Genomic DNA, 23818 nt, shown 5'->3' with positions numbered 1-23818 from the left:
TTAATATCCATGTTCCTGTCTTAATTTTTCCCGAATCAATGTCGCTCTGCGTACATCTCGTTCCTCGGGGCGAAGCGAAGCTCCTGCATACTGTTGCAAAAATCCCGGCTGAGTTAAAATCAATAATTCATTTAAAACATTCTTAGAAATAGTATTAATATAACCTAAATCTATACCTAATCTAACATCGGAAAGACATTGAGCTGCTTCTTTTGATTCAATAATACGCGAATTGGCCAACACTCCATAGGAACGGAAAATCCTGTCTTCCAATTGTATATGATTTGTTTTGACCAATGCTTCTCTAGCGGATCTTTCTTGATCAATAATTTGGGAAACAACGCTTATTAAATCGTTAACGATTTCCTCTTCTGATTTCCCTAATGTCAGCTGATTAGAGATTTGGAATAAATTCCCCACTGATTGGCTTCCTTCACCATAAATTCCTCGGACGACCAGCCCTAATTGATTAATTGCCGGAATGATCTGATTCATTTGTTGAGTCATGACAAGTGCCGGAAGATGAACCATGACGGATGCGCGAAGGCCGGTGCCAACATTTGTGGGACAACTCGTGAGATAGCCGATTTTTTCGTCAAAAGCATATGGAACTTTTTCTTCGATCAAATCATCAATTTGGTTGGCTTTAACTAAAGTTTCCTTTAATTGTAATCCAGAAGCCAGGCATTGTATACGAATATGATCTTCTTCGTTCACCATAATGCTGATATCTTCATTTTCTGACAAAAAAACAGCTCCGTAATTGGTACCTTCTGCGAGAAGAGGACTAATGAGATGCTTTTCTACAAGCACTCTTTTTTGAAGCGGCTGCAGTTCATTCATTAACAGCAATTCCAGAGGATTTTCATTCATCCCGGGAAACCTTTTTAAAGCTTCTCCCACTTCATGCACGACTTTCATCGCCTCATCGCCAGAAAAAACGGTAGGAAATTGATGATTTTCTAAATTCCGAGCCAGCCTGATTCGGGAACTCAATACGATGTCAGAGTGAGGGCCTTCGTTTTTCATCCAAGAACTTACAGCATGATTAATAAATTTCTCAAGAGACATGATTTTCTCCTCCCTCTTGATTGATTTGACTTTCAAGAGAGCGAATTTCATCACGGACTTGCGCCGCTTTTTCAAACTCCTCTTTAGCTACTAACGACTGAAGTTGCTGCTTCAAATGGGCAATTTTCTTTTTTAAGTGCAGGGCTCCTCCTTTTCGTTTAGGGATTTTGCCATGATGAGCATTATTTCCTCCATGTAGTCGTTTTAATATAGAATCTATATGGTCCGCAAACGTTTTGTAACAATGCGAACAGCCAAATTTCCCTGTATTCACAAATTGTTGAAACGTCATATGACAATAGTCGCATTGCAATTCATCCGGCTGAACAAAAGGATTCTGATCTACCTTTTGAAAAACAGGCTCAACGTTAAACAATCCCGCTAGAAGGTTGTTAATGGAAAACCCTTGGCTTCCTCCAAAAAAAGAAAATTCCCCTTTTTCTTTTGCACAATGCTCACACAAATGAAATTCTGTTTTTTCTCCGTTAATGATCTTTGTGAAATGAAGAGTGGCTGGGCGCAGATGACATTCCTGGCATATCACAATATTCACCTCTCCATTACTTGAATTTTAAAGTTAAAAGCATCGCCTTAAGCATTCTCGCTCTTAACTCGTCCCGCTCCGGCAAATCAATATATAAAACAGAGCGATCCATAACACTGATCATAATTTTGGCTTCCCTTTTGGAAATAACCTCTTCTTCCACTAATCTATATACAATCTGTTCGGCGTTCGCTTGAGAAATTCGATTCCCGACTAAGGAAATCAACTGGTCTATTAAGTGGGATTGATCATGAGTCTGAACTTTCATGATGCGTATATATCCACCGCCGCCTCTTTTGCTTTCCACTAAATAGCCTCTTTCAATCGTAAATCTTGTGTTTATCACATAATTAATTTGAGAAGGGACACATTGAAATTTATCGGCAATTTCACTTCTTTTTATTTCTACAATTTCACTTTCGCTCATTTCTAAAACTTTTTTTAAGTAATTTTCAATAATGTCCGATATGTTTCTCACCAAGCCTCCTCCTCTTCTGACTTTGACTATATTTGACATTAATTATAACGGAAATAACTCTTGTTTGGCAATTTTTAAGTATGTATGATCCGCTTTTTCATAACAAAAAAATGAATGCTGCAAATCGACTTGCCGCAAAAGCCAAGAATCCCTTCACGACATTTCTCTTTTCAATTATTTTATTCTTACGATCAATAATGTTAACAATTCTCGGCCATTTTATTCTTTTTTGGCGCAAAAAGAAAAGAACAAATTAAAAAATACTAGATTTTGCTCGATAATCGAGTAGGAAAAAAGGGGATTAGCCCCTCCTGTCCGATAGACGGCGTTTCAATGAAATTTAACGCAAATAAATTGCTCCCATTCTTGGTGCACAAAAAAACCCATTACGATTGTAATGGGATTTTCTGCCTGGCAGCGTCCTACTCTCGCAAGGGGAATCCCCTCACTACCATCGGCGCTGAAGAGCTTAACTTCCGTGTTCGGGATGGGAACGGGTGTGACCTCTTCGCCATCGCCACCAGACGGTATGAAGTTGTCGGAACGATTGTTCCTTCAAAACTAGATAGAAGAAGCAGTTTCACCGATTTCGCGCTTTCTTTTGGTTAAGTCCTCGATCGATTAGTATCCGTCAGCTCCACGTGTCACCACGCTTCCACCTCGGACCTATCTACCTGATCATCTTTCAGGGATCTTACTTTCCGAAGAAATGGGAAATCTCATCTTGAGGGGGGCTTCATGCTTAGATGCTTTCAGCACTTATCCCTTCCGCACATAGCTACCCAGCGATGCCTCTGGCGAGACAACTGGTACACCAGCGGTGCGTCCATCCCGGTCCTCTCGTACTAAGGACAGCTCCTCTCAAATTTCCTGCGCCCGCGACGGATAGGGACCGAACTGTCTCACGACGTTCTGAACCCAGCTCGCGTACCGCTTTAATGGGCGAACAGCCCAACCCTTGGGACCGACTACAGCCCCAGGATGCGATGAGCCGACATCGAGGTGCCAAACCTCCCCGTCGATGTGGACTCTTGGGGGAGATAAGCCTGTTATCCCCGGGGTAGCTTTTATCCGTTGAGCGATGGCCCTTCCATACGGAACCACCGGATCACTAAGCCCGACTTTCGTCCCTGCTCGACTTGTAGGTCTCGCAGTCAAGCTCCCTTCTGCCTTTGCACTCTGCGAATGATTTCCAACCATTCTGAGGGAACCTTTGGGCGCCTCCGTTACCTTTTAGGAGGCGACCGCCCCAGTCAAACTGCCCACCTGACACTGTCTCCCACCCCGATCAGGGGTGCGGGTTAGAATTTCAGTACAGCCAGGGTAGTATCCCACCGGCGCCTCCACCGAAGCTGGCGCTCCGGTTTCCAAGGCTCCTACCTATCCTGTACAAGCTGTACCAAAATTCAATATCAGGCTGCAGTAAAGCTCCACGGGGTCTTTCCGTCCTGTCGCGGGTAACCTGCATCTTCACAGGTACTATAATTTCACCGAGTCTCTCGTTGAGACAGTGCCCAGATCGTTACGCCTTTCGTGCGGGTCAGAACTTACCTGACAAGGAATTTCGCTACCTTAGGACCGTTATAGTTACGGCCGCCGTTTACTGGGGCTTCGGTTCGCACCTTCAAGCAAAGCTTTAAGCGCTCCCCTTAACCTTCCAGCACCGGGCAGGCGTCAGCCCCTATACTTCGCCTTACGGCTTCGCAGAGACCTGTGTTTTTGCTAAACAGTCGCCTGGGCCTATTCACTGCGGCTTCTCGGGGCTATGCACCCCAAAAAGCACCCCTTCTCCCGAAGTTACGGGGTCATTTTGCCGAGTTCCTTAACGAGAGTTCTCTCGCACACCTTAGGATTCTCTCCTCGCCTACCTGTGTCGGTTTGCGGTACGGGCACCTTTTTCCTCGCTAGAGGCTTTTCTTGGCAGTGTGGAATCAGGAACTTCGGTACTATATTTCCCTCGCCGTCACAGCTTGAGGTTAGTGGCAACGGGATTTGCCTCGCTGCCCCTCTTACTGCTTGGACGCACATCCAGCAGTGCGCTTACCCTATCCTCCTGCGTCCCCCCATCGCTCAAACGGAAAAGAGGTGGTACAGGAATATCAACCTGTTGTCCATCGCCTACGCCTGTCGGCCTCGGCTTAGGTCCCGACTAACCCTGAGAGGACGAGCCTTCCTCAGGAAACCTTAGGCATTCGGTGGAAGGGATTCTCACCCTTCTTTCGCTACTCATACCGGCATTCTCACTTCTAAGCGCTCCACCAGTCCTTCCGGTCTGGCTTCTCTGCCCTTAGAACGCTCTCCTACCGCGGACACCCGAAGGTGTCCACCCGCAGCTTCGGTGATACGTTTAGCCCCGGTACATTTTCGGCGCAGAATCACTCGACCAGTGAGCTATTACGCACTCTTTAAATGGTGGCTGCTTCTAAGCCAACATCCTGGTTGTCTAAGCAATTCCACATCCTTTTCCACTTAACGTATACTTTGGGACCTTAGCTGGCGGTCTGGGCTGTTTCCCTTTTGACCACGGATCTTATCACTCGCAGTCTGACTCCCAAGGATAAGTCGCTGGCATTCGGAGTTTGTCTGAATTCGGTAACCCGATGAGGGCCCCTAGTCCAAACAGTGCTCTACCTCCAAGACTCTTTCCTTGAGGCTAGCCCTAAAGCTATTTCGGAGAGAACCAGCTATCTCCAAGTTCGATTGGAATTTCACCCCTACCCACACCTCATCCCCGCACTTTTCAACGTGCGTGGGTTCGGGCCTCCAGTAAGTGTTACCTCACCTTCACCCTGGACATGGGTAGATCACCTGGTTTCGGGTCTGCGACCCCATACTCATGCGCCCTGTTCAGACTCGCTTTCGCTGCGGCTCCGTCTTTCCGACTTAACCTCGCATGAGATCGCAACTCGCCGGTTCATTCTACAAAAGGCACGCCATCACCCGTAAACGGGCTCTGACTACTTGTAGGCACACGGTTTCAGGTTCTCTTTCACTCCCCTCCCGGGGTGCTTTTCACCTTTCCCTCACGGTACTGGTTCACTATCGGTCACTAGGGAGTATTTAGCCTTGGGAGATGGTCCTCCCAGCTTCCGACGGGATTCCTCGTGTCCCGCCGTACTCAGGATCCACCAGGGAGGGAACGAAGTTTCGACTACAGGGTTGTTACCTTCTCTGACGGGCCTTTCCAGACCTCTTCGTCTACCTCGTTCCTTTGTGACTCCACCATTGGTGTCCTACAACCCCAGAAGGCAAGCCTTCTGGTTTGGGCTGTTCCCGTTTCGCTCGCCGCTACTCAGGGAATCGCTGTTGCTTTCTCTTCCTCCGGGTACTTAGATGTTTCAGTTCCCCGGGTTGCCTTCCTTACCCTATGGATTCAGGCAAGGATGCTGCCCCATTACGGGCAGCGGGTTTCCCCATTCGGAAATCTCCGGATCAACGCTTACGTACAGCTCCCCGGAGCTTTTCGGAGTTAGTCCCGTCCTTCATCGGCTCCTAGTGCCAAGGCATCCACCGTGCGCCCTTTCTAACTTAACCATGTTGGTTTTATCCTAGATGGCGATACTCGGTTTATGCTGCTTCTTTTTTCTATCTAGTTTTCAAGGAACAACTTGGAAGGATGAAATCCTTCAAAACTGAACAAAACGAAAGCGTACAATTGATATCTGTCCAGCTCCGGCTCCTAGGTGCTCGAGGTCACAATCCATCTTGCTGCGGTGGTTGAAATACTACCTCCTCGCAAGCTGTCTTGTGCTTGTCGCACCTGAACAGTCGCCTCTGCTTTTCTTCTTCCTTAGAAAGGAGGTGATCCAGCCGCACCTTCCGATACGGCTACCTTGTTACGACTTCACCCCAATCATCTGCCCCACCTTCGGCGGCTGGCTCCCGTAAGGGTTACCTCACCGACTTCGGGTGTTGCAAACTCTCGTGGTGTGACGGGCGGTGTGTACAAGGCCCGGGAACGTATTCACCGCGGCATGCTGATCCGCGATTACTAGCGATTCCGGCTTCATGCAGGCGAGTTGCAGCCTGCAATCCGAACTGAGAATGGTTTTTTGGGATTAGCTCCACCTCGCGGTTTCGCGACCCTTTGTACCATCCATTGTAGCACGTGTGTAGCCCAGGTCATAAGGGGCATGATGATTTGACGTCATCCCCACCTTCCTCCGGTTTGTCACCGGCAGTCACCTTAGAGTGCCCAACTGAATGCTGGCAACTAAGGTCAAGGGTTGCGCTCGTTGCGGGACTTAACCCAACATCTCACGACACGAGCTGACGACAACCATGCACCACCTGTCACTCCGTCCCCCGAAGGGGAACCCTCTATCTCTAGAGGTAGCGAAGGATGTCAAGACCTGGTAAGGTTCTTCGCGTTGCTTCGAATTAAACCACATGCTCCACCGCTTGTGCGGGCCCCCGTCAATTCCTTTGAGTTTCAGCCTTGCGGCCGTACTCCCCAGGCGGAGTGCTTAATGCGTTAGCTGCAGCACTAAAGGGTGGAAGCCCTCTAACACTTAGCACTCATCGTTTACGGCGTGGACTACCAGGGTATCTAATCCTGTTCGCTCCCCACGCTTTCGCGCCTCAGCGTCAGTTACAGACCAGAGAGCCGCCTTCGCCACTGGTGTTCCTCCACATCTCTACGCATTTCACCGCTACACGTGGAATTCCGCTCTCCTCTTCTGCACTCAAGTCTCCCAGTTTCCAATGACCCTCCACGGTTGAGCCGTGGGCTTTCACATCAGACTTAAGAGACCGCCTGCGCGCGCTTTACGCCCAATAATTCCGGACAACGCTTGCCACCTACGTATTACCGCGGCTGCTGGCACGTAGTTAGCCGTGGCTTTCTGGTCAGGTACCGTCAAGGTACCGCCCTGTTCGAACGGTACTTGTTCTTCCCTGACAACAGAGCTTTACGATCCGAAGACCTTCTTCGCTCACGCGGCGTTGCTCCGTCAGACTTTCGTCCATTGCGGAAGATTCCCTACTGCTGCCTCCCGTAGGAGTCTGGGCCGTGTCTCAGTCCCAGTGTGGCCGATCACCCTCTCAGGTCGGCTACGCATCGTCGCCTTGGTGAGCCGTTACCTCACCAACTAGCTAATGCGCCGCGGGCCCATCTGCAAGCGGCAGCTTGCGCCGCCTTTCAACCTTCCTTCATGCGAAGGAAGATATTATCCGGTATTAGCCCCGGTTTCCCGGAGTTATCCCCGTCTTGCAGGCAGGTTGCCCACGTGTTACTCACCCGTCCGCCGCTAACTTTCAAAAAGCAAGCTTCTTGAAAGTCCGCTCGACTTGCATGTATTAGGCACGCCGCCAGCGTTCGTCCTGAGCCAGGATCAAACTCTCCAAAAAGAAATTTGACTTGGCTTGTTTCTATCGAAACATTGGTTTACGCTTCGTTTTGTTCAGTTTTCAAGGATCCATTTTCGATCAACTTTTTAAGTATAGCTTAAAAACATAAAAATGTAAATAACTTTTTAAAATTATTTGGTGGAGCCTAGCGGGATCGAACCGCTGACCTCCTGCGTGCAAAGCAGGCGCTCTCCCAGCTGAGCTAAGGCCCCATTACTTTTATTTCAATCGGGAAGACAGGATTCGAACCTGCGACCCCATGGTCCCAAACCATGTGCTCTACCAAGCTGAGCTACTTCCCGTATGGCGCGCCCAAGAGGAGTCGAACCCCTAACCTTCTGATCCGTAGTCAGACGCTCTATCCAATTGAGCTATGGGCGCAAATGAATGCCGAGGGCCGGACTCGAACCGGCACGGTGGTCACCCACCGCAGGATTTTAAGTCCTGTGCGTCTGCCAATTCCGCCACCCCGGCATGATAATGGAGCGGAAGACGGGACTCGAACCCGCGACCCCCACCTTGGCAAGGTGGTGTTCTACCACTGAACTACTTCCGCATTTACATGTGCGGGTGAAGGGACTCGAACCCCCACGCCTTGCGGCGCCAGACCCTGATTCTGGTGCGTCTGCCAATTCCGCCACACCCGCATAAAGTGAGCCATGGAGGATTCGAACCTCCGACCCTCTGATTAAAAGTCAGATGCTCTACCGACTGAGCTAATGGCTCATAACAAATTTGAATGGTCAATTGCTGTATTTAGGAATCTGGATCATCTGATTGGGTGGTAAACCCGACACGTTTCTCAAATATTATTATTTTCCGATTGATCTAGCGATCCAAATCAAAATGGTGCCGGCTGTAGGACTTGAACCCACAACCTACTGATTACAAGTCAGTTGCTCTACCAATTGAGCTAAGCCGGCTCGTTATGTATGGTGGAGGTTGACGGGATCGAACCGCCGACCCCTTGCTTGTAAGGCAAGTGCTCTCCCAGCTGAGCTAAACCTCCATCATCGCCTGGCAGCGTCCTACTCTCGCAAGGGGAATCCCCTCACTACCATCGGCGCTGAAGAGCTTAACTTCCGTGTTCGGGATGGGAACGGGTGTGACCTCTTCGCCATCGCCACCAGACGGTATGTAGTTGTCGGAACGATTGTTCCTTCAAAACTAGATAGAAGAAGCAGTTTCACCGATTTCGCGCTTTCTTTTGGTTAAGTCCTCGATCGATTAGTATCCGTCAGCTCCACGTGTCACCACGCTTCCACCTCGGACCTATCTACCTGATCATCTTTCAGGGATCTTACTTTCCGAAGAAATGGGAAATCTCATCTTGAGGGGGGCTTCATGCTTAGATGCTTTCAGCACTTATCCCTTCCGCACATAGCTACCCAGCGATGCCTCTGGCGAGACAACTGGTACACCAGCGGTGCGTCCATCCCGGTCCTCTCGTACTAAGGACAGCTCCTCTCAAATTTCCTGCGCCCGCGACGGATAGGGACCGAACTGTCTCACGACGTTCTGAACCCAGCTCGCGTACCGCTTTAATGGGCGAACAGCCCAACCCTTGGGACCGACTACAGCCCCAGGATGCGATGAGCCGACATCGAGGTGCCAAACCTCCCCGTCGATGTGGACTCTTGGGGGAGATAAGCCTGTTATCCCCGGGGTAGCTTTTATCCGTTGAGCGATGGCCCTTCCATACGGAACCACCGGATCACTAAGCCCGACTTTCGTCCCTGCTCGACTTGTAGGTCTCGCAGTCAAGCTCCCTTCTGCCTTTGCACTCTGCGAATGATTTCCAACCATTCTGAGGGAACCTTTGGGCGCCTCCGTTACCTTTTAGGAGGCGACCGCCCCAGTCAAACTGCCCACCTGACACTGTCTCCCACCCCGATCAGGGGTGCGGGTTAGAATTTCAGTACAGCCAGGGTAGTATCCCACCGGCGCCTCCACCGAAGCTGGCGCTCCGGTTTCCAAGGCTCCTACCTATCCTGTACAAGCTGTACCAAAATTCAATATCAGGCTGCAGTAAAGCTCCACGGGGTCTTTCCGTCCTGTCGCGGGTAACCTGCATCTTCACAGGTACTATAATTTCACCGAGTCTCTCGTTGAGACAGTGCCCAGATCGTTACGCCTTTCGTGCGGGTCAGAACTTACCTGACAAGGAATTTCGCTACCTTAGGACCGTTATAGTTACGGCCGCCGTTTACTGGGGCTTCGGTTCGCACCTTCAAGCAAAGCTTTAAGCGCTCCCCTTAACCTTCCAGCACCGGGCAGGCGTCAGCCCCTATACTTCGCCTTACGGCTTCGCAGAGACCTGTGTTTTTGCTAAACAGTCGCCTGGGCCTATTCACTGCGGCTTCTCGGGGCTATGCACCCCAAAAAGCACCCCTTCTCCCGAAGTTACGGGGTCATTTTGCCGAGTTCCTTAACGAGAGTTCTCTCGCACACCTTAGGATTCTCTCCTCGCCTACCTGTGTCGGTTTGCGGTACGGGCACCTTTTTCCTCGCTAGAGGCTTTTCTTGGCAGTGTGGAATCAGGAACTTCGGTACTATATTTCCCTCGCCGTCACAGCTTGAGGTTAGTGGCAACGGGATTTGCCTCGCTGCCCCTCTTACTGCTTGGACGCACATCCAGCAGTGCGCTTACCCTATCCTCCTGCGTCCCCCCATCGCTCAAACGGAAAAGAGGTGGTACAGGAATATCAACCTGTTGTCCATCGCCTACGCCTGTCGGCCTCGGCTTAGGTCCCGACTAACCCTGAGAGGACGAGCCTTCCTCAGGAAACCTTAGGCATTCGGTGGAAGGGATTCTCACCCTTCTTTCGCTACTCATACCGGCATTCTCACTTCTAAGCGCTCCACCAGTCCTTCCGGTCTGGCTTCTCTGCCCTTAGAACGCTCTCCTACCGCGGACACCCGAAGGTGTCCACCCGCAGCTTCGGTGATACGTTTAGCCCCGGTACATTTTCGGCGCAGAATCACTCGACCAGTGAGCTATTACGCACTCTTTAAATGGTGGCTGCTTCTAAGCCAACATCCTGGTTGTCTAAGCAATTCCACATCCTTTTCCACTTAACGTATACTTTGGGACCTTAGCTGGCGGTCTGGGCTGTTTCCCTTTTGACCACGGATCTTATCACTCGCAGTCTGACTCCCAAGGATAAGTCGCTGGCATTCGGAGTTTGTCTGAATTCGGTAACCCGATGAGGGCCCCTAGTCCAAACAGTGCTCTACCTCCAAGACTCTTTCCTTGAGGCTAGCCCTAAAGCTATTTCGGAGAGAACCAGCTATCTCCAAGTTCGATTGGAATTTCACCCCTACCCACACCTCATCCCCGCACTTTTCAACGTGCGTGGGTTCGGGCCTCCAGTAAGTGTTACCTCACCTTCACCCTGGACATGGGTAGATCACCTGGTTTCGGGTCTGCGACCCCATACTCATGCGCCCTGTTCAGACTCGCTTTCGCTGCGGCTCCGTCTTTCCGACTTAACCTCGCATGAGATCGCAACTCGCCGGTTCATTCTACAAAAGGCACGCCATCACCCGTAAACGGGCTCTGACTACTTGTAGGCACACGGTTTCAGGTTCTCTTTCACTCCCCTCCCGGGGTGCTTTTCACCTTTCCCTCACGGTACTGGTTCACTATCGGTCACTAGGGAGTATTTAGCCTTGGGAGATGGTCCTCCCAGCTTCCGACGGGATTCCTCGTGTCCCGCCGTACTCAGGATCCACCAGGGAGGGAACGAAGTTTCGACTACAGGGTTGTTACCTTCTCTGACGGGCCTTTCCAGACCTCTTCGTCTACCTCGTTCCTTTGTGACTCCACCATTGGTGTCCTACAACCCCAGAAGGCAAGCCTTCTGGTTTGGGCTGTTCCCGTTTCGCTCGCCGCTACTCAGGGAATCGCTGTTGCTTTCTCTTCCTCCGGGTACTTAGATGTTTCAGTTCCCCGGGTTGCCTTCCTTACCCTATGGATTCAGGCAAGGATGCTGCCCCATTACGGGCAGCGGGTTTCCCCATTCGGAAATCTCCGGATCAACGCTTACGTACAGCTCCCCGGAGCTTTTCGGAGTTAGTCCCGTCCTTCATCGGCTCCTAGTGCCAAGGCATCCACCGTGCGCCCTTTCTAACTTAACCATGTTGGTTTTATCCTAGATGGCGATACTCGGTTTATGCTGCTTCTTTTTTCTATCTAGTTTTCAAGGAACAACTTGGAAGGATGAAATCCTTCAAAACTGAACAAAACGAAAGCGTACAATTGATATCTGTCCAGCTCCGGCTCCTAGGTGCTCGAGGTCACAATCCATCTTGCTGCGGTGGTTGAAATACTACCTCCTCGCAAGCTGTCTTGTGCTTGTCGCACCTGAACAGTCGCCTCTGCTTTTCTTCTTCCTTAGAAAGGAGGTGATCCAGCCGCACCTTCCGATACGGCTACCTTGTTACGACTTCACCCCAATCATCTGCCCCACCTTCGGCGGCTGGCTCCCGTAAGGGTTACCTCACCGACTTCGGGTGTTGCAAACTCTCGTGGTGTGACGGGCGGTGTGTACAAGGCCCGGGAACGTATTCACCGCGGCATGCTGATCCGCGATTACTAGCGATTCCGGCTTCATGCAGGCGAGTTGCAGCCTGCAATCCGAACTGAGAATGGTTTTTTGGGATTAGCTCCACCTCGCGGTTTCGCGACCCTTTGTACCATCCATTGTAGCACGTGTGTAGCCCAGGTCATAAGGGGCATGATGATTTGACGTCATCCCCACCTTCCTCCGGTTTGTCACCGGCAGTCACCTTAGAGTGCCCAACTGAATGCTGGCAACTAAGGTCAAGGGTTGCGCTCGTTGCGGGACTTAACCCAACATCTCACGACACGAGCTGACGACAACCATGCACCACCTGTCACTCCGTCCCCCGAAGGGGAACCCTCTATCTCTAGAGGTAGCGAAGGATGTCAAGACCTGGTAAGGTTCTTCGCGTTGCTTCGAATTAAACCACATGCTCCACCGCTTGTGCGGGCCCCCGTCAATTCCTTTGAGTTTCAGCCTTGCGGCCGTACTCCCCAGGCGGAGTGCTTAATGCGTTAGCTGCAGCACTAAAGGGTGGAAGCCCTCTAACACTTAGCACTCATCGTTTACGGCGTGGACTACCAGGGTATCTAATCCTGTTCGCTCCCCACGCTTTCGCGCCTCAGCGTCAGTTACAGACCAGAGAGCCGCCTTCGCCACTGGTGTTCCTCCACATCTCTACGCATTTCACCGCTACACGTGGAATTCCGCTCTCCTCTTCTGCACTCAAGTCTCCCAGTTTCCAATGACCCTCCACGGTTGAGCCGTGGGCTTTCACATCAGACTTAAGAGACCGCCTGCGCGCGCTTTACGCCCAATAATTCCGGACAACGCTTGCCACCTACGTATTACCGCGGCTGCTGGCACGTAGTTAGCCGTGGCTTTCTGGTCAGGTACCGTCAAGGTACCGCCCTGTTCGAACGGTACTTGTTCTTCCCTGACAACAGAGCTTTACGATCCGAAGACCTTCTTCGCTCACGCGGCGTTGCTCCGTCAGACTTTCGTCCATTGCGGAAGATTCCCTACTGCTGCCTCCCGTAGGAGTCTGGGCCGTGTCTCAGTCCCAGTGTGGCCGATCACCCTCTCAGGTCGGCTACGCATCGTCGCCTTGGTGAGCCGTTACCTCACCAACTAGCTAATGCGCCGCGGGCCCATCTGCAAGCGGCAGCTTGCGCCGCCTTTCAACCTTCCTTCATGCGAAGGAAGATATTATCCGGTATTAGCCCCGGTTTCCCGGAGTTATCCCCGTCTTGCAGGCAGGTTGCCCACGTGTTACTCACCCGTCCGCCGCTAACTTTCAAAAAGCAAGCTTCTTGAAAGTCCGCTCGACTTGCATGTATTAGGCACGCCGCCAGCGTTCGTCCTGAGCCAGGATCAAACTCTCCAAAAAGAAATTTGACTTGGCTTGTTTCTATCGAAACATTGGTTTACGCTTCGTTTTGTTCAGTTTTCAAGGATCCATTCTGCTCGCAAATCAGCGACTTTTATATATTATCACTCTTCTCACACAACGTCAATACTTTTTTTTGAAAAATCTTTGATCGTGCGTGATTTAACAGCGACAACGAAAATAAATATATCACCTGTTCAGAAAATGCGCAAGTATTTTTTTAATAAAAAACGGCTGCTGAAACTAATGCACGCAGCAGTTTCAGCAGCCACAGTCTCTCTTAATCTCTTTGACGCATTAATGGGAAAAGCAGCACATCCCGAATGGACGGTGAGTTGGTTAACAACATAACCAAGCGGTCTACACCGATTCCCAAACCGCCTGTAGGCGGCATTCCGTATTCCAGAGCTTCCACAAAATCTTCATCCATCATATGAGCTTCATCATTGCCTTGTTCGCGTTCTTTTAACTGAGCTTCAAAACGCTGACGCTGATCAATCGGGTCATTTAATTCCGTAAATGCATTGGCATGTTCGCGACCAACAATAAACAATTCAAAGCGATCCGTAAATCTTGGATCTTTTTCGTTTTTCTTAGCCAAAGGAGAAATTTCCACAGGATGGCCATAAACAAAAGTAGGTTGAATGAGTTTGTCTTCCACTCGTTGTTCAAAAAATTCATTAACAATATGACCGAATTTCATATTATCTGTTATCTCAATATTATGTTCTTTCGCCAACGCACGAGCCTCTTCATCGCTCATTTGTTTCCAGAAGTCAACGCCTGTATATTCTTTAATAGCATCGACCATGTGCAGACGTCTCCACTCAGGGGTCAAATCAACCGTATGTTCCCCATACTGAATAACTTGAGTTCCCAGCACTTCTTGCGCTATATGAGAGATTAAATTTTCTGTAAGCTTCATGATATCCGTATAATCAGCATAAGCTTCATATAACTCTATCATGGTGAACTCGGGGTTGTGACGAGTTGAAATTCCTTCGTTTCTAAAAACTCGTCCGATTTCATATACCTTTTCTAACCCTCCGACAATTAGGCGCTTTAGGTGAAGCTCAATGGCAATGCGCATATATAAAGGCATGTCCAAAGCGTTATGATGAGTAATAAACGGACGAGCAGCTGCTCCTCCGGCAATCGCATGCATCATAGGCGTTTCTACTTCAAGGTAGCCGTGGGCATCCAAATACCGACGCATTGATTGAATGATTAAGCTTCTCGTAATAAACGTTTGTTTGCTTTCAGGATTGACGATTAAATCTAAGTAGCGCTGGCGGTAGCGTTGTTCGACATCTTTTAATCCGTGGAATTTATCAGGGAGCGGGCGAAGAGATTTGGTTAACAGTTCAAAGTGGTCCACTTTGATCGATAATTCACCGACTTTTGTTTTAAAAACAGTACCTGTAACGCCAACGATGTCTCCTAAATCTGCTGTTTTAAACAAATCGTATTCGCTGTCTCCAACATTATCTTTGCGTACATAAATTTGAATTTGGCCGGTCAAATCCTGTATATGAGCAAAACCTGCTTTCCCTTTGCCGCGTTTTGTCATAATTCTTCCAGCCACCGCTACTTTTACGTTTTTATTCTCTAATTCTTCATTTTCCAGAGCTTCATATTCAGATCTTATTTCTTGAGATAGATGCGTGCGCTCGAAGCGTTTGCCGAACGGATCGATTCCTTTACTGCGAAGAGATTCTAATTTTTCTCTTCTTACCGCAAATTGATCATGTGTATCTTCATGACTCATTTTTTTCACTCCTACATTGATATTTATTTATTGATGGGCCGCACGTTTATACATTTACGATTGTGCATGTTCTTCATATATAGACATCCCTATTATTTTATAATTTATTTGTCCCAAATAGCAATGTTTATGGAAAACTTCCCTACAAAAAAACTGCCAGAAAGTTGGCAGTTTTCCTATTCATCCTGCTTGAACAGATTGTTTTTCTTCTAGTTCTTCCACAAAAGAAGTCAGCAGATTGACGAGTTCGTCTCGAGTCGTGCAGGCATTAATCGCATTTCTGACTTTGGCGTTTCCGCGAATTCCTTTTAAATACCATGACGCGTGTTTTCTCATTTCTCTAACAGCAATTTCTTCATTTTTCAAAGCAATCAAACGATCCAAGTGAAGGATGCAGACATCGATCTTCTCTCTCGGGGTAGGTTCACCAATTAACTCTCCAGATTCGAGATATTTAACGGTCCGATAAATCATCCAAGGATTTCCTAGTGCGGCTCTCCCTATCATGACGCCATCGCAGCCGACTTCTTCAAGCATTCTTTTTGCATCCTGCGGCGTACTGACATCGCCGTTACCGATGACAGGAATGCTTACAGCTTGTTTTACTTCACGGATAATGTCCCAGTTTGATGTGCCTTCGTACATTTGAGCTCTTGTTCTTCCATGAACGGCAACCGCTTGTCCGCCTGCGCGTTCTACTGCTTGCGCATTTTCCACTGCATAGATATGTTCCTCATCCCAGCCTATTCTCATTTTAACGGTCACCGGTTTTTCCACTGCGTCAACAACAGCAGCTACCATTTCATAAATTTTATTGGGGTCAAGCAACCATTTTGCCCCAGCATCGCATTTTGTAATTTTAGGCACTGGGCATCCCATATTGATATCAATAATATCGGCGTTCGTATTTTTATCAACGAACTTGGCCGCTTCTACGAGAGATTCTTTTTCTCCGCCGAAAATCTGCAAACTGAGCGGTTTTTCGCGTTCATCGATATAAAGCATGTTCATTGTTTTTTCGTTTTTAAAAATAATTCCCTTGTCACTCACCATTTCCGCATAAACAAGCCCTGCGCCAAACTCTTTTACTGTCAATCGAAAAGCCGAGTTGCAAACGCCAGCCATCGGCGCAAGAACCACCGGGTTTTTCATTTCAATATTTCCTATTTTAAGCATATGCTCTATCCCCTTTTACGTTTATTTAGTCGGAAGGGTTAAGCTCTTCCATTGAAATTTGCAGGCATTCAGCCACTTGCCTTAAAAATTCTTCTGTCGGCAAGCGGTTTCCTCTTTCGATCTCTCCTAAAACCGAAACCGAAATTCCTAATTCATTCGCCAATCCCTCTTGAGTATATCCCTTTAACTTCCGAAAAGCGCGTATACGTCTTCCCCATTTATCTGTTTCCATAACCGTACCCCTTCTTTGTTTGGAATTTGTTCTAATATGTCAATTAAAGGTTTATCTATTGTCGGGATCTTTAAAAAAGGATCGATTTCTAAAATCGGAATAAGTACAAACAACCTTTCGTGCATTCGTGGGTGCGGTATGATCAAACGATCTGTTTTCCTATTTTCATTATTATACAGCAAAATATCAAGATCGATCGTTCTTGGCCCCCATTTTGTTTCTCTTACCCTCCCTAGCGACTTTTCAATTTCCAAGCAAGTTTCCAGCAATTCTTCGGCATAAAGCGATGTTTTTATTTTGACTGCCATATTTAAAAACTTCCCTTGATCAGTATATCCGACCGGATCCGTTTCATAAACGGAAGAAATAGCCAGAACGTTTATCTTCGGATGACAAGCCAATGCCTGAATGGCAAGTTTCAAATAATTCATCCGATCGCCGAGATTTGAACCAAGCGATAAATATGCAATATTATTCATGATTTTCCCTGCCTCTAGTAATCTCTACCGCTACATAATTGTAATGGCCCGGGATGGGAGGATTGGGTTTCACCACCTTAATGGTGCATTCATTTACAATCGGAAACTTTTCTAATATTTGTCTAGCGATTGTCTCCGCAGCCGTTTCCACCAATCGAAAAGTCTGTTTCTCCATGATTTCTTTACAAACCATGTAAACTTCCGCATAATTGACTGATTGAGTTAAATCGTCTGTTTCTCCTGCTTTTTTTAAAGATAACCGTAATTCTGCGTCCACTTCGAACCGTTGTCCTAGCCGGTTTTCTTCGGGATAGACCCCGTGATAGGCGTAAAATCCCATCCCTTTTAAGATCACTTTATCCAATCCTCTCACCTTTTCCCATTAGTGCATCCATCATTTTCACCATTCGGCTGATCGGTTTCACATCGTGTACACGTACGATATGACATCCTTTTTGCATGCCAAATAAACAAGTTGCGCCTGTCCCTTCCATCCTTTCTTCTACCGGAAGGTCCAGCACATGCCCAATTACTCTTTTTCTAGAAGTAGCTAAAAGTACAGGATAGCCAAGAGCTACAATTTTATCGAGATTTTGCATCAACAGCATATCTTGATCTCTATCTTTTGCAAAACCAATACCCGGATCCAAAATGATTTTATCGTCGGAGACGCCCGCTTTTTTCGCTATCTCAATACTTTCATATAAATCAAACAAAACATCTCTTACAAAATTTTCATAATCCATATTAGGGCGGTTATGCATCAAAATGATCGGCACTTTTTTTTCCGCTGCCACATCCGCAATTTCCGGGTCTTGTTTGGCTCCCCAAACATCATTAATTATATGGGCACCTGCTTCAATCGCTTCCGCTGCCGTCCTCGCCTTAAAGGTGTCAATGGAAATAGGCGCATCTACTCGCTTGGATACTTCTTGAATGACCGGAATCACCCTTCGCAATTCTTCCTCTACTGAAACAGGATTATGACCGGGACGTGTAGATTCTCCTCCTACATCGATAATCCCTGCTCCATCTTGTACCATCTCGATAGCATGAGATACTGCATCCTCCACCGAATAAAACTTGCCGCCATCCGAAAAAGAATCAGGGGTTACATTTAAAATCCCCATAATATACGTTTTTTTATCAAAATCGAACCGAAAGCGCCCCGCGAGCATTTTCATATGAATCATCCCCTTAGCACGTTAGAACTTCTCTTTTGGACTTATTGTAGCATAATTTTTGAAAAAACGATGGCAATTCAGATGCAAGCCGCGCGGGTGTTTTTATAAACCAAAAACAGCCCGTAATCAACGAAAAACTATTCATTGCTACTATTCATGTAAAGTTGTGGAAATCGATTCCGGAAGGTTTTTTGAGGGAAAATGATAGACTAATGCCCCGCGTTGTTATTCCAACGAGCTTAAGGGAGGTTGATGGATGCAAGGAAATACAGGGATAAAAAAAGCAAGCCATTTCGGCTTGCTTTTTCAAAGCTTAGTCTTCAAATTGATAAAGCGGTGTGCTTAAGTAGCGTTCCCCATTGTCTGGAACAATCGCCAAAACTTTTTTGCCTTTTCCTAACTTTTTGGCGACTTGAAGAGCCGCATAAATGGCAGCGCCAGCGGAAATGCCTCCGAGCACTCCTTCATTCAGTGAAGCTTTTCTTGCAGAATCGAATGCTTGTTCAGTAGTTACCGTAATCACTTCGTCATAAACATCGGTATCTAAAACTTTAGGAACGAAGCCTGCCCCAATTCCTTGAATTTTATGTGGGCCAGGTTGTCCTCCGGATAAAACCGGGGAATCTGCTGGTTCTACTGCATAAATTTTAATATTCGGATATTTTTCTTTCAGCACTTGGCCCGTTCCCGTAATGGTTCCGCCTGTACCGATACCGGCCACAAATGCGTCCAGTTGTTCATCACCGAACTGTTCTACAATTTCTTTACCGGTCGTTCGACGATGAATTTCCGGGTTAGCAAGGTTTTCGAATTGTTGAAGCAACAGATAGCCGTTTTCTTTAGCGAGCTCTTCTGCTTTTTTGATGGCGCCTTTCATTCCTTCGGGACCTGGAGTAAGAACAAGTTGAGCTCCATATGCTTTCAGAAGGTTGCGACGTTCTAAACTCATCGTTTCCGGCATAACAAAAATCGCAGGATAGCCTTTCGCCGCAGCTACCATAGCAAGTCCGATCCCGGTGTTTCCGCTTGTAGGCTCAATGATCGTTCCGCCAGGTTGAAGTTTTCCTGATTTTTCAGCCGCTTCGATCATGGCCAATGCAATACGATCTTTTACGCTGCTGCCCGGATTGAAATACTCTAATTTTAAATAAACATCAGCTGAATCGGCATCGACAATTCTGTTCAGCTTTACAATCGGCGTATTCCCGATCAATTCTGTAATGGAATTCGCAATTTTTGCCACTTCGATCACCTCAAAACCGAGTAATTTTATTGGTATTATCGTAGATAATTTACCAATAAATTATGAAAAAGTCAATTGATAATGTCTGAAATTTATAATAAAACAAAAAAATCTTTGAATTTAAACGGAAAATATATTATTTTAAAAAAATATGATCTAATAGAGAATTCTATCTTAAGTATCCAAAAAAGGAACAACAGCCCTATTATCAAAACGGGCGGGAAAATTTCCCGCCCAATAGATGGTCTTTATTTTGCTTCTTGCAGCATGGCTTCCAATTCGTCTTTAGTAAATACATATTTCTCATTGCAAAAATGACATTGCGCTTCCGCTTGGCCATCTTCATCGATCATGTCTTGAATTTCCTCTTTTCCCAGCCCAATAATGGCAGTCGCAAAACGTTCCTTAGAACAATTGCACTTAAATTGAACAGGTATTTTATCCAGTATTTTTACTTGGTCTTTCCCAAGAATTTCAAATAAAATTTCTTCCGGAGTTAATCCATTCTGAATGAGCTTTGAAATGGGCGGAATCGTTTTGAGTCGTTCTTCTATCCTGTCAATCGTATCATCATCGGTGCCAGGCATCAATTGAATAATAAATCCTCCGGCAGCCAGAATCGAATTGTCAGGATTCACCAAGACTCCCACACCGACAGAAGAAGGGATTTGTTCAGAGGAAGCAAAATAATAAGTAAAATCTTCACCAAGTTCACCGGATACAATCGGAACTTGTCCGGAAAAATTTTCTCTTAATCCAAGATCTTTCACGACTGTAAGTGTTCCTGAGGTCCCAACAGAACGGCGGACATCAAGTTTTCCATGTTCATTTAAATCGAAATGGGTTTGAGGATTGGTGACATAGCCGCGGACATTTCCGTTCGCGTCGCTGTCTACTAAAATAATCCCGATAGGGCCTCCGCCATCCACTTTAATGGTCACTTTGGCGTTTCCTTTCATCATGGAACCCATCATGACCCCGGCTGTCATAGTACGCCCTAATGCTGCAGATGCTGTAGGCCATGTGTAATGTCTTCTTTGTGCTTCTCCGACTGTGTTGGTTGTATTGGCAGCATAAGCACGGACCTTGCCATCAAAAGCAAGGGCTTTTATTAAATAATCACTCATATGTTTCTCCTTTCCTATTCAATGTTTCGCTTATAAATGAGTCTCAAGCCTTTCAACGTCAAAAACGGATCAACGTGATCGATGGTTTCCGACTCGTTGGCAATAAGCGAGGCCAATCCCCCGGTGGCAATCACTTTCGGCTCAATTTTGCTATATGCTTTCATTCGACTGACGATGCCGTCAACCTGTCCTACAAACCCATAAAAAATCCCGGACTGCATGGCTGCAACCGTACTTTTTCCAATGATATGGTCGGGTGCCGCAATTTCTATCCGGGGCAGTTTTGATGCCCTAGTATATAAAGCTTCCGTGGAAATACCAATGCCCGGGGCAATAGCTCCTCCCATATACTGTTCCTTCTCATTGATATAACAATAAGTAGTTGCCGTACCAAAATCGACGATAATTAACGGACTTCCGTATTCGTGTATCCCGGCAACCGCATTCACAATTCGATCCGCTCCTACTTCACGCGGATTGTCGTATTTAATATCCAGCCCCGTTTTAATTCCTGGACCTACAATCAGCGGGTTCACATGAAAATACTTTTGACACATTCTCTCTAAGGAAAACATAATAGGAGGGACTACCGATGAAATGATAATACCATGAATATCTTCAAAGCGAATCCCCACATGCTCAAAAAGAGATTTCACCAACATGCCGTATTCATCTTCCGTTTTACTCCGGTTCGTTTCGATTCGCCAATGGAATTTTAATTCGTCCTTTTCATATACCCCTAATACTGTATTAGTATTTCCAACATCCAATACAAAAATCAACCCACTCACCACACATATTAATCTTAAAAATTCCTGTCAACATCATATCACAGAATATCCGATTTTCGTAAAGATTGGCTCTTGCAGAAAAGTTTCCGAACATACCCGTTGATACTAGCCGTAATCTAAACGAAAAATCCAACTTGTTGAAATCCATGTTCATCTACTGCAGAGACGTATCCATAATCGTTCATCGCAAACATCCAACTCAAAAAAGTCGTTAAAAATCCATTCTGCTCTTTTCCCATCTGTATTCATGAAACAAGTTTGCCGCGAAAGTTTATCTGCTTCATTTCAAAAATAGCCTCCCGGCATCAAAGCTGTTCCATCTTTGATATCCGGGAGGCTTTATATCATTGTCGTCTTACTTTATGCCCAAAAATGCTTCCAAGCAAGCTTGCTTTTCTCTTGAAGGAGTCGATCTTAAACTGTTTTGTCCCCATCGTTCCCTGAATTCGGGGGATTTTTATCAGAATTGGAAGCCGATTCACTCTGATCTGTTGAATCATATTGATTCGATTCTTCCGTCGGCGACTCTTCTTTTTTCTGAATATTTACCTTTACATTATCATTGTTTGTTGCCTTTTTGTCAGTTGAAGCGGAACGGTCCGGTAAAGTGCCGTGTTCCACTAAATGTTTAATTTGAGCCGCATCCAGCGTTTCTACTTCCAACAGTGTTGTAGCAATCAATTTCACTTTATCTTGGTTTTCAGTCAGAATCTTTTTAGCGCGCTCATAACACTCTTTAATAATACGCTGAATTTCAAGATCAATTTCGTAAGCGATTGCATCCGAATAATTTTGCTCACTGTTTAAATCCCGTCCAAGGAACACTTGGCCTTGGGATTGTCCGAACTGAAGCGGACCCAATTTATCGCTCATTCCAAATTCGGTTACCATTCTGCGAGCGATACTTGTAGCGCGTTGGAAATCATTATGAGCACCAGTCGACACTTCTCCGAAGGTAAGCTCTTCCGATACACGACCTCCGAGCAATCCTGTGATCTTATCCAGCAATTCTGGTTTTGTCATAAAATAACGATCTTCTTTCGGAAGCATAACCGCATATCCACCAGCTTGACCGCGCGGGACAATCGTTACTTTATGAACCATTTCCGCATCATCCAGTACAAGTCCAATCACTGTATGCCCAGCCTCGTGGAAAGCCACAATTCTTCGTTCTTTTTCTGAAATCACTTTGCTGCGTTTGGCCGGTCCGGCAATGACGCGGTCTGTTGCCTCATCAATATCGGACATATCTATTTTTTTCTTGTTTGCACGGGCCGCAACAAGTGCCGCTTCGTTCAACAAGTTTTCCAAATCTGCTCCAGAAAAACCGGGAGTTCTTTGCGCAATCGCCTTTAAATCTACAGAATCATCTAAAGGTTTATTGCGGGCGTGAACTCGAAGAACCGCTTCTCTTCCATTCACATCAGGACGATCTACTGTGATTTGACGGTCGAAACGTCCCGGACGCAACAATGCTGGGTCGAGAATATCCGGACGGTTTGTTGCTGCAATGATGATAATCCCCTCATTTGCGCTAAATCCATCCATTTCAACAAGCAATTGGTTTAACGTTTGTTCTCTTTCGTCATGTCCGCCACCAAGACCTGCACCGCGTTGACGGCCAACGGCATCAATTTCATCTATAAAAATAATACAGGGGGCATTCTTTTTGGCTGTCTCAAATAAATCCCGGACACGAGAAGCACCAACCCCAACAAACATTTCTACAAAATCGGAACCGCTAATGGAGAAAAACGGGACTCCCGCTTCGCCTGCTACAGCTCGAGCAAGCAGAGTTTTCCCTGTTCCAGGAGGTCCGACTAAAAGCACACCTTTCGGAATACGAGCTCCTAATTCGGAAAATTTACGCGGATCTTTCAGGAATTCAACAATTTCAACCAGCTCCTGCTTTTCCTCATCAGCTCCAGCTACATCCCGAAAGCGTACTTTTTTCTTCTCGTCATTATACAACCGGGCTTTGCTTTTTCCGAAGTTCATGACACGACTTCCGCCGCCCTGCGCTTGGTTTAATAAGAAGAAAAATAGTATAAAGATAATCAAAAATGGAATAATTGTAGTAAAAAAGGAGACCCAACCGCTAGTTTCCTTAGCAGGCAGCACTTCCACTCTGGCGTTCTTCGCAGCATTGTCGATGCGGTTAAGAAGAGTGTCGCTGTTCATGACATACGTTTGAAAATAATTGCCATCATCGCCTTTTAATTGACCGCGAACTTCGTAAACGCCTCGCTCAGGCTGCATGGAAAAAGACTTTACATCATTATTTTCCAAGTGAGATATAAACTCGTTATACGTTATATTTTTAGTTGGCTGGTTGTTGTTATTAAAATAACCAACAACGCCAATAATCACTAAAAAGACTAGCAAGTAAAATATGGTATAGCGAAAAATGCGATTCATCCC

General features: G+C 46.8%; 13 protein-coding genes, 9 tRNA genes and 6 rRNA genes. All 28 read right to left on the bottom strand.

Translation table 11 applies throughout. From position 1 onward, the window contains the following. Entirely contained in the window at nt 1–1071 is a 1071-nt protein-coding gene (mcsB, locus tag BSM4216_RS00500) for a protein-arginine kinase McsB (RefSeq protein ID WP_048622356.1), read from the bottom strand. Next, nucleotides 1061–1615, bottom strand: a complete 555-nt coding sequence (mcsA, locus tag BSM4216_RS00495; protein WP_003354818.1) for a protein-arginine kinase activator protein McsA — start codon at nt 1613–1615, stop codon at nt 1061–1063. The genes mcsB and mcsA overlap by 11 nt, the downstream gene beginning before the upstream one ends. Before the next feature lie 16 nt (nt 1616–1631). Then, nucleotides 1632–2096 (bottom strand): CtsR family transcriptional regulator, encoded by a 465-nt coding sequence (locus BSM4216_RS00490; protein WP_371836624.1) that lies wholly within the window; start codon nt 2094–2096, stop codon nt 1632–1634. Between the two features lie 406 nt (nt 2097–2502). Next, nucleotides 2503–2618 (bottom strand): 5S ribosomal RNA (gene rrf, locus BSM4216_RS00485). Between the two features lie 76 nt (nt 2619–2694). Continuing rightward, nucleotides 2695–5627: ribosomal RNA gene (locus BSM4216_RS00480) — 23S ribosomal RNA — on the bottom strand. A 260-nt stretch (nt 5628–5887) separates the two neighbouring features. Continuing rightward, nucleotides 5888–7442: ribosomal RNA gene (locus tag BSM4216_RS00475) — 16S ribosomal RNA — on the bottom strand. A gap of 136 nt (nt 7443–7578) precedes the next feature. Next, nucleotides 7579–7654, bottom strand: a tRNA-Ala gene (locus tag BSM4216_RS00470). Nucleotides 7655–7670: 16 nt separating this feature from the next. Then, nucleotides 7671–7744, bottom strand: a tRNA-Pro gene (locus tag BSM4216_RS00465). A 2-nt stretch (nt 7745–7746) separates the two neighbouring features. Further along, nucleotides 7747–7823 (bottom strand) — tRNA-Arg (locus BSM4216_RS00460). Between the two features lie 7 nt (nt 7824–7830). Further along, nucleotides 7831–7916: transfer RNA gene (locus BSM4216_RS00455), tRNA-Leu, on the bottom strand. A 7-nt stretch (nt 7917–7923) separates the two neighbouring features. Next, nucleotides 7924–7998: transfer RNA gene (locus BSM4216_RS00450), tRNA-Gly, on the bottom strand. Between the two features lie 9 nt (nt 7999–8007). Continuing rightward, nucleotides 8008–8089, bottom strand: a tRNA-Leu gene (locus BSM4216_RS00445). Nucleotides 8090–8095: 6 nt separating this feature from the next. Beyond that, nucleotides 8096–8168: transfer RNA gene (locus tag BSM4216_RS00440), tRNA-Lys, on the bottom strand. Nucleotides 8169–8289: 121 nt separating this feature from the next. Then, a tRNA-Thr gene (locus BSM4216_RS00435) sits at nt 8290–8365 on the bottom strand. Between the two features lie 10 nt (nt 8366–8375). Beyond that, nucleotides 8376–8451: transfer RNA gene (locus BSM4216_RS00430), tRNA-Val, on the bottom strand. A 6-nt stretch (nt 8452–8457) separates the two neighbouring features. Next, nucleotides 8458–8573, bottom strand: a 5S ribosomal RNA gene (gene rrf / locus BSM4216_RS00425). Nucleotides 8574–8649: 76 nt separating this feature from the next. Beyond that, nucleotides 8650–11582 (bottom strand): 23S ribosomal RNA (locus tag BSM4216_RS00420). 260 nt (nt 11583–11842) lie between these two features. Further along, nucleotides 11843–13397, bottom strand: a 16S ribosomal RNA gene (locus BSM4216_RS00415). The 16S, 23S and 5S rRNA genes sit together here with 9 tRNA genes alongside, the layout of an rRNA operon. 280 nt (nt 13398–13677) lie before the next feature. Then, the gene (gene lysS / locus BSM4216_RS00410; RefSeq protein WP_003352280.1) at nt 13678–15165 is read right to left on the bottom strand and encodes a lysine--tRNA ligase; all 1488 of its coding nucleotides are present in this window, start codon (nt 15163–15165) and stop codon (nt 13678–13680) included. Nucleotides 15166–15345: 180 nt separating this feature from the next. After that, nucleotides 15346–16341, bottom strand: a complete 996-nt coding sequence (gene dusB, locus BSM4216_RS00405; RefSeq protein ID WP_048622355.1) for a tRNA dihydrouridine synthase DusB — start codon at nt 16339–16341, stop codon at nt 15346–15348. 25 nt (nt 16342–16366) lie between these two features. After that, a complete protein-coding gene (locus BSM4216_RS00400; protein ID WP_048622354.1) occupies nt 16367–16573 on the bottom strand; it encodes a helix-turn-helix domain-containing protein in 207 nt (68 codons plus the stop codon). Continuing rightward, nucleotides 16525–17052, bottom strand: coding sequence for a 2-amino-4-hydroxy-6-hydroxymethyldihydropteridine diphosphokinase (gene folK, locus BSM4216_RS00395; protein ID WP_048622353.1), 528 nt, complete (start codon nt 17050–17052; stop codon nt 16525–16527). The genes BSM4216_RS00400 and folK overlap by 49 nt, the downstream gene beginning before the upstream one ends. Continuing rightward, entirely contained in the window at nt 17045–17416 is a 372-nt protein-coding gene (folB, locus tag BSM4216_RS00390; protein WP_040340789.1) for a dihydroneopterin aldolase, read from the bottom strand. The genes folK and folB overlap by 8 nt, the downstream gene beginning before the upstream one ends. After that, nucleotides 17409–18230, bottom strand: coding sequence for a dihydropteroate synthase (gene folP, locus BSM4216_RS00385; RefSeq protein WP_156179280.1), 822 nt, complete (start codon nt 18228–18230; stop codon nt 17409–17411). Before folP ends, folB begins: the two co-directional genes overlap by 8 nt. A 319-nt stretch (nt 18231–18549) precedes the next feature. Beyond that, nucleotides 18550–19479 carry a cysteine synthase A gene (gene cysK, locus BSM4216_RS00380; protein ID WP_048622351.1) on the bottom strand — a complete coding sequence of 310 codons (930 nt, stop codon included), beginning with the start codon at nt 19477–19479 and terminating at the stop codon, nt 18550–18552. Nucleotides 19480–19727: 248 nt separating this feature from the next. Then, the gene (gene hslO / locus BSM4216_RS00375) at nt 19728–20606 is read right to left on the bottom strand and encodes an Hsp33 family molecular chaperone HslO (RefSeq protein WP_048622350.1); all 879 of its coding nucleotides are present in this window, start codon (nt 20604–20606) and stop codon (nt 19728–19730) included. 14 nt (nt 20607–20620) lie between these two features. Next, nucleotides 20621–21388 (bottom strand): type III pantothenate kinase, encoded by a 768-nt coding sequence (locus tag BSM4216_RS00370; protein ID WP_048622349.1) that lies wholly within the window; start codon nt 21386–21388, stop codon nt 20621–20623. Between the two features lie 423 nt (nt 21389–21811). After that, on the bottom strand, nt 21812–23815 hold the full coding sequence (gene ftsH / locus BSM4216_RS00365) for an ATP-dependent zinc metalloprotease FtsH (RefSeq protein WP_048622348.1): 2004 nt from the start codon (nt 23813–23815) through the stop codon (nt 21812–21814). Nucleotides 23816–23818: the final 3 nt, after the last annotated feature.

The sequence above is a fragment of the Bacillus smithii genome, from assembly GCF_001050115.1.
GTDB classification, from domain to species: domain Bacteria; phylum Bacillota; class Bacilli; order Bacillales; family DSM-4216; genus Bacillus_O; species Bacillus_O smithii.
Note: the sequence above shows the minus strand (reverse complement) of the source record. Positions and strands in the feature narration are given on the sequence as shown.

Bases quoted from the DNA above. Each gene is read 5' to 3' on its own strand.
- mcsB (WP_048622356.1), bottom strand. From the start codon at position 1,071: ATGTCTCTTGAGAAATTTATTAATCATGCTGTAAGTTCTTGGATGAAA.
- lysS (WP_003352280.1), bottom strand. From the start codon at position 15,165: ATGAGTCATGAAGATACACATGATCAATTTGCGGTAAGAAGAGAAAAA.
- hslO (WP_048622350.1), bottom strand. From the start codon at position 20,606: ATGAGTGATTATTTAATAAAAGCCCTTGCTTTTGATGGCAAGGTCCGT.
- folK (WP_048622353.1), bottom strand. From the start codon at position 17,052: ATGAATAATATTGCATATTTATCGCTTGGTTCAAATCTCGGCGATCGG.
- ftsH (WP_048622348.1), bottom strand. From the start codon at position 23,815: ATGAATCGCATTTTTCGCTATACCATATTTTACTTGCTAGTCTTTTTA.
- dusB (WP_048622355.1), bottom strand. From the start codon at position 16,341: ATGCTTAAAATAGGAAATATTGAAATGAAAAACCCGGTGGTTCTTGCG.
- folP (WP_156179280.1), bottom strand. From the start codon at position 18,230: ATGCTCGCGGGGCGCTTTCGGTTCGATTTTGATAAAAAAACGTATATT.
- BSM4216_RS00400 (WP_048622354.1), bottom strand. From the start codon at position 16,573: ATGGAAACAGATAAATGGGGAAGACGTATACGCGCTTTTCGGAAGTTA.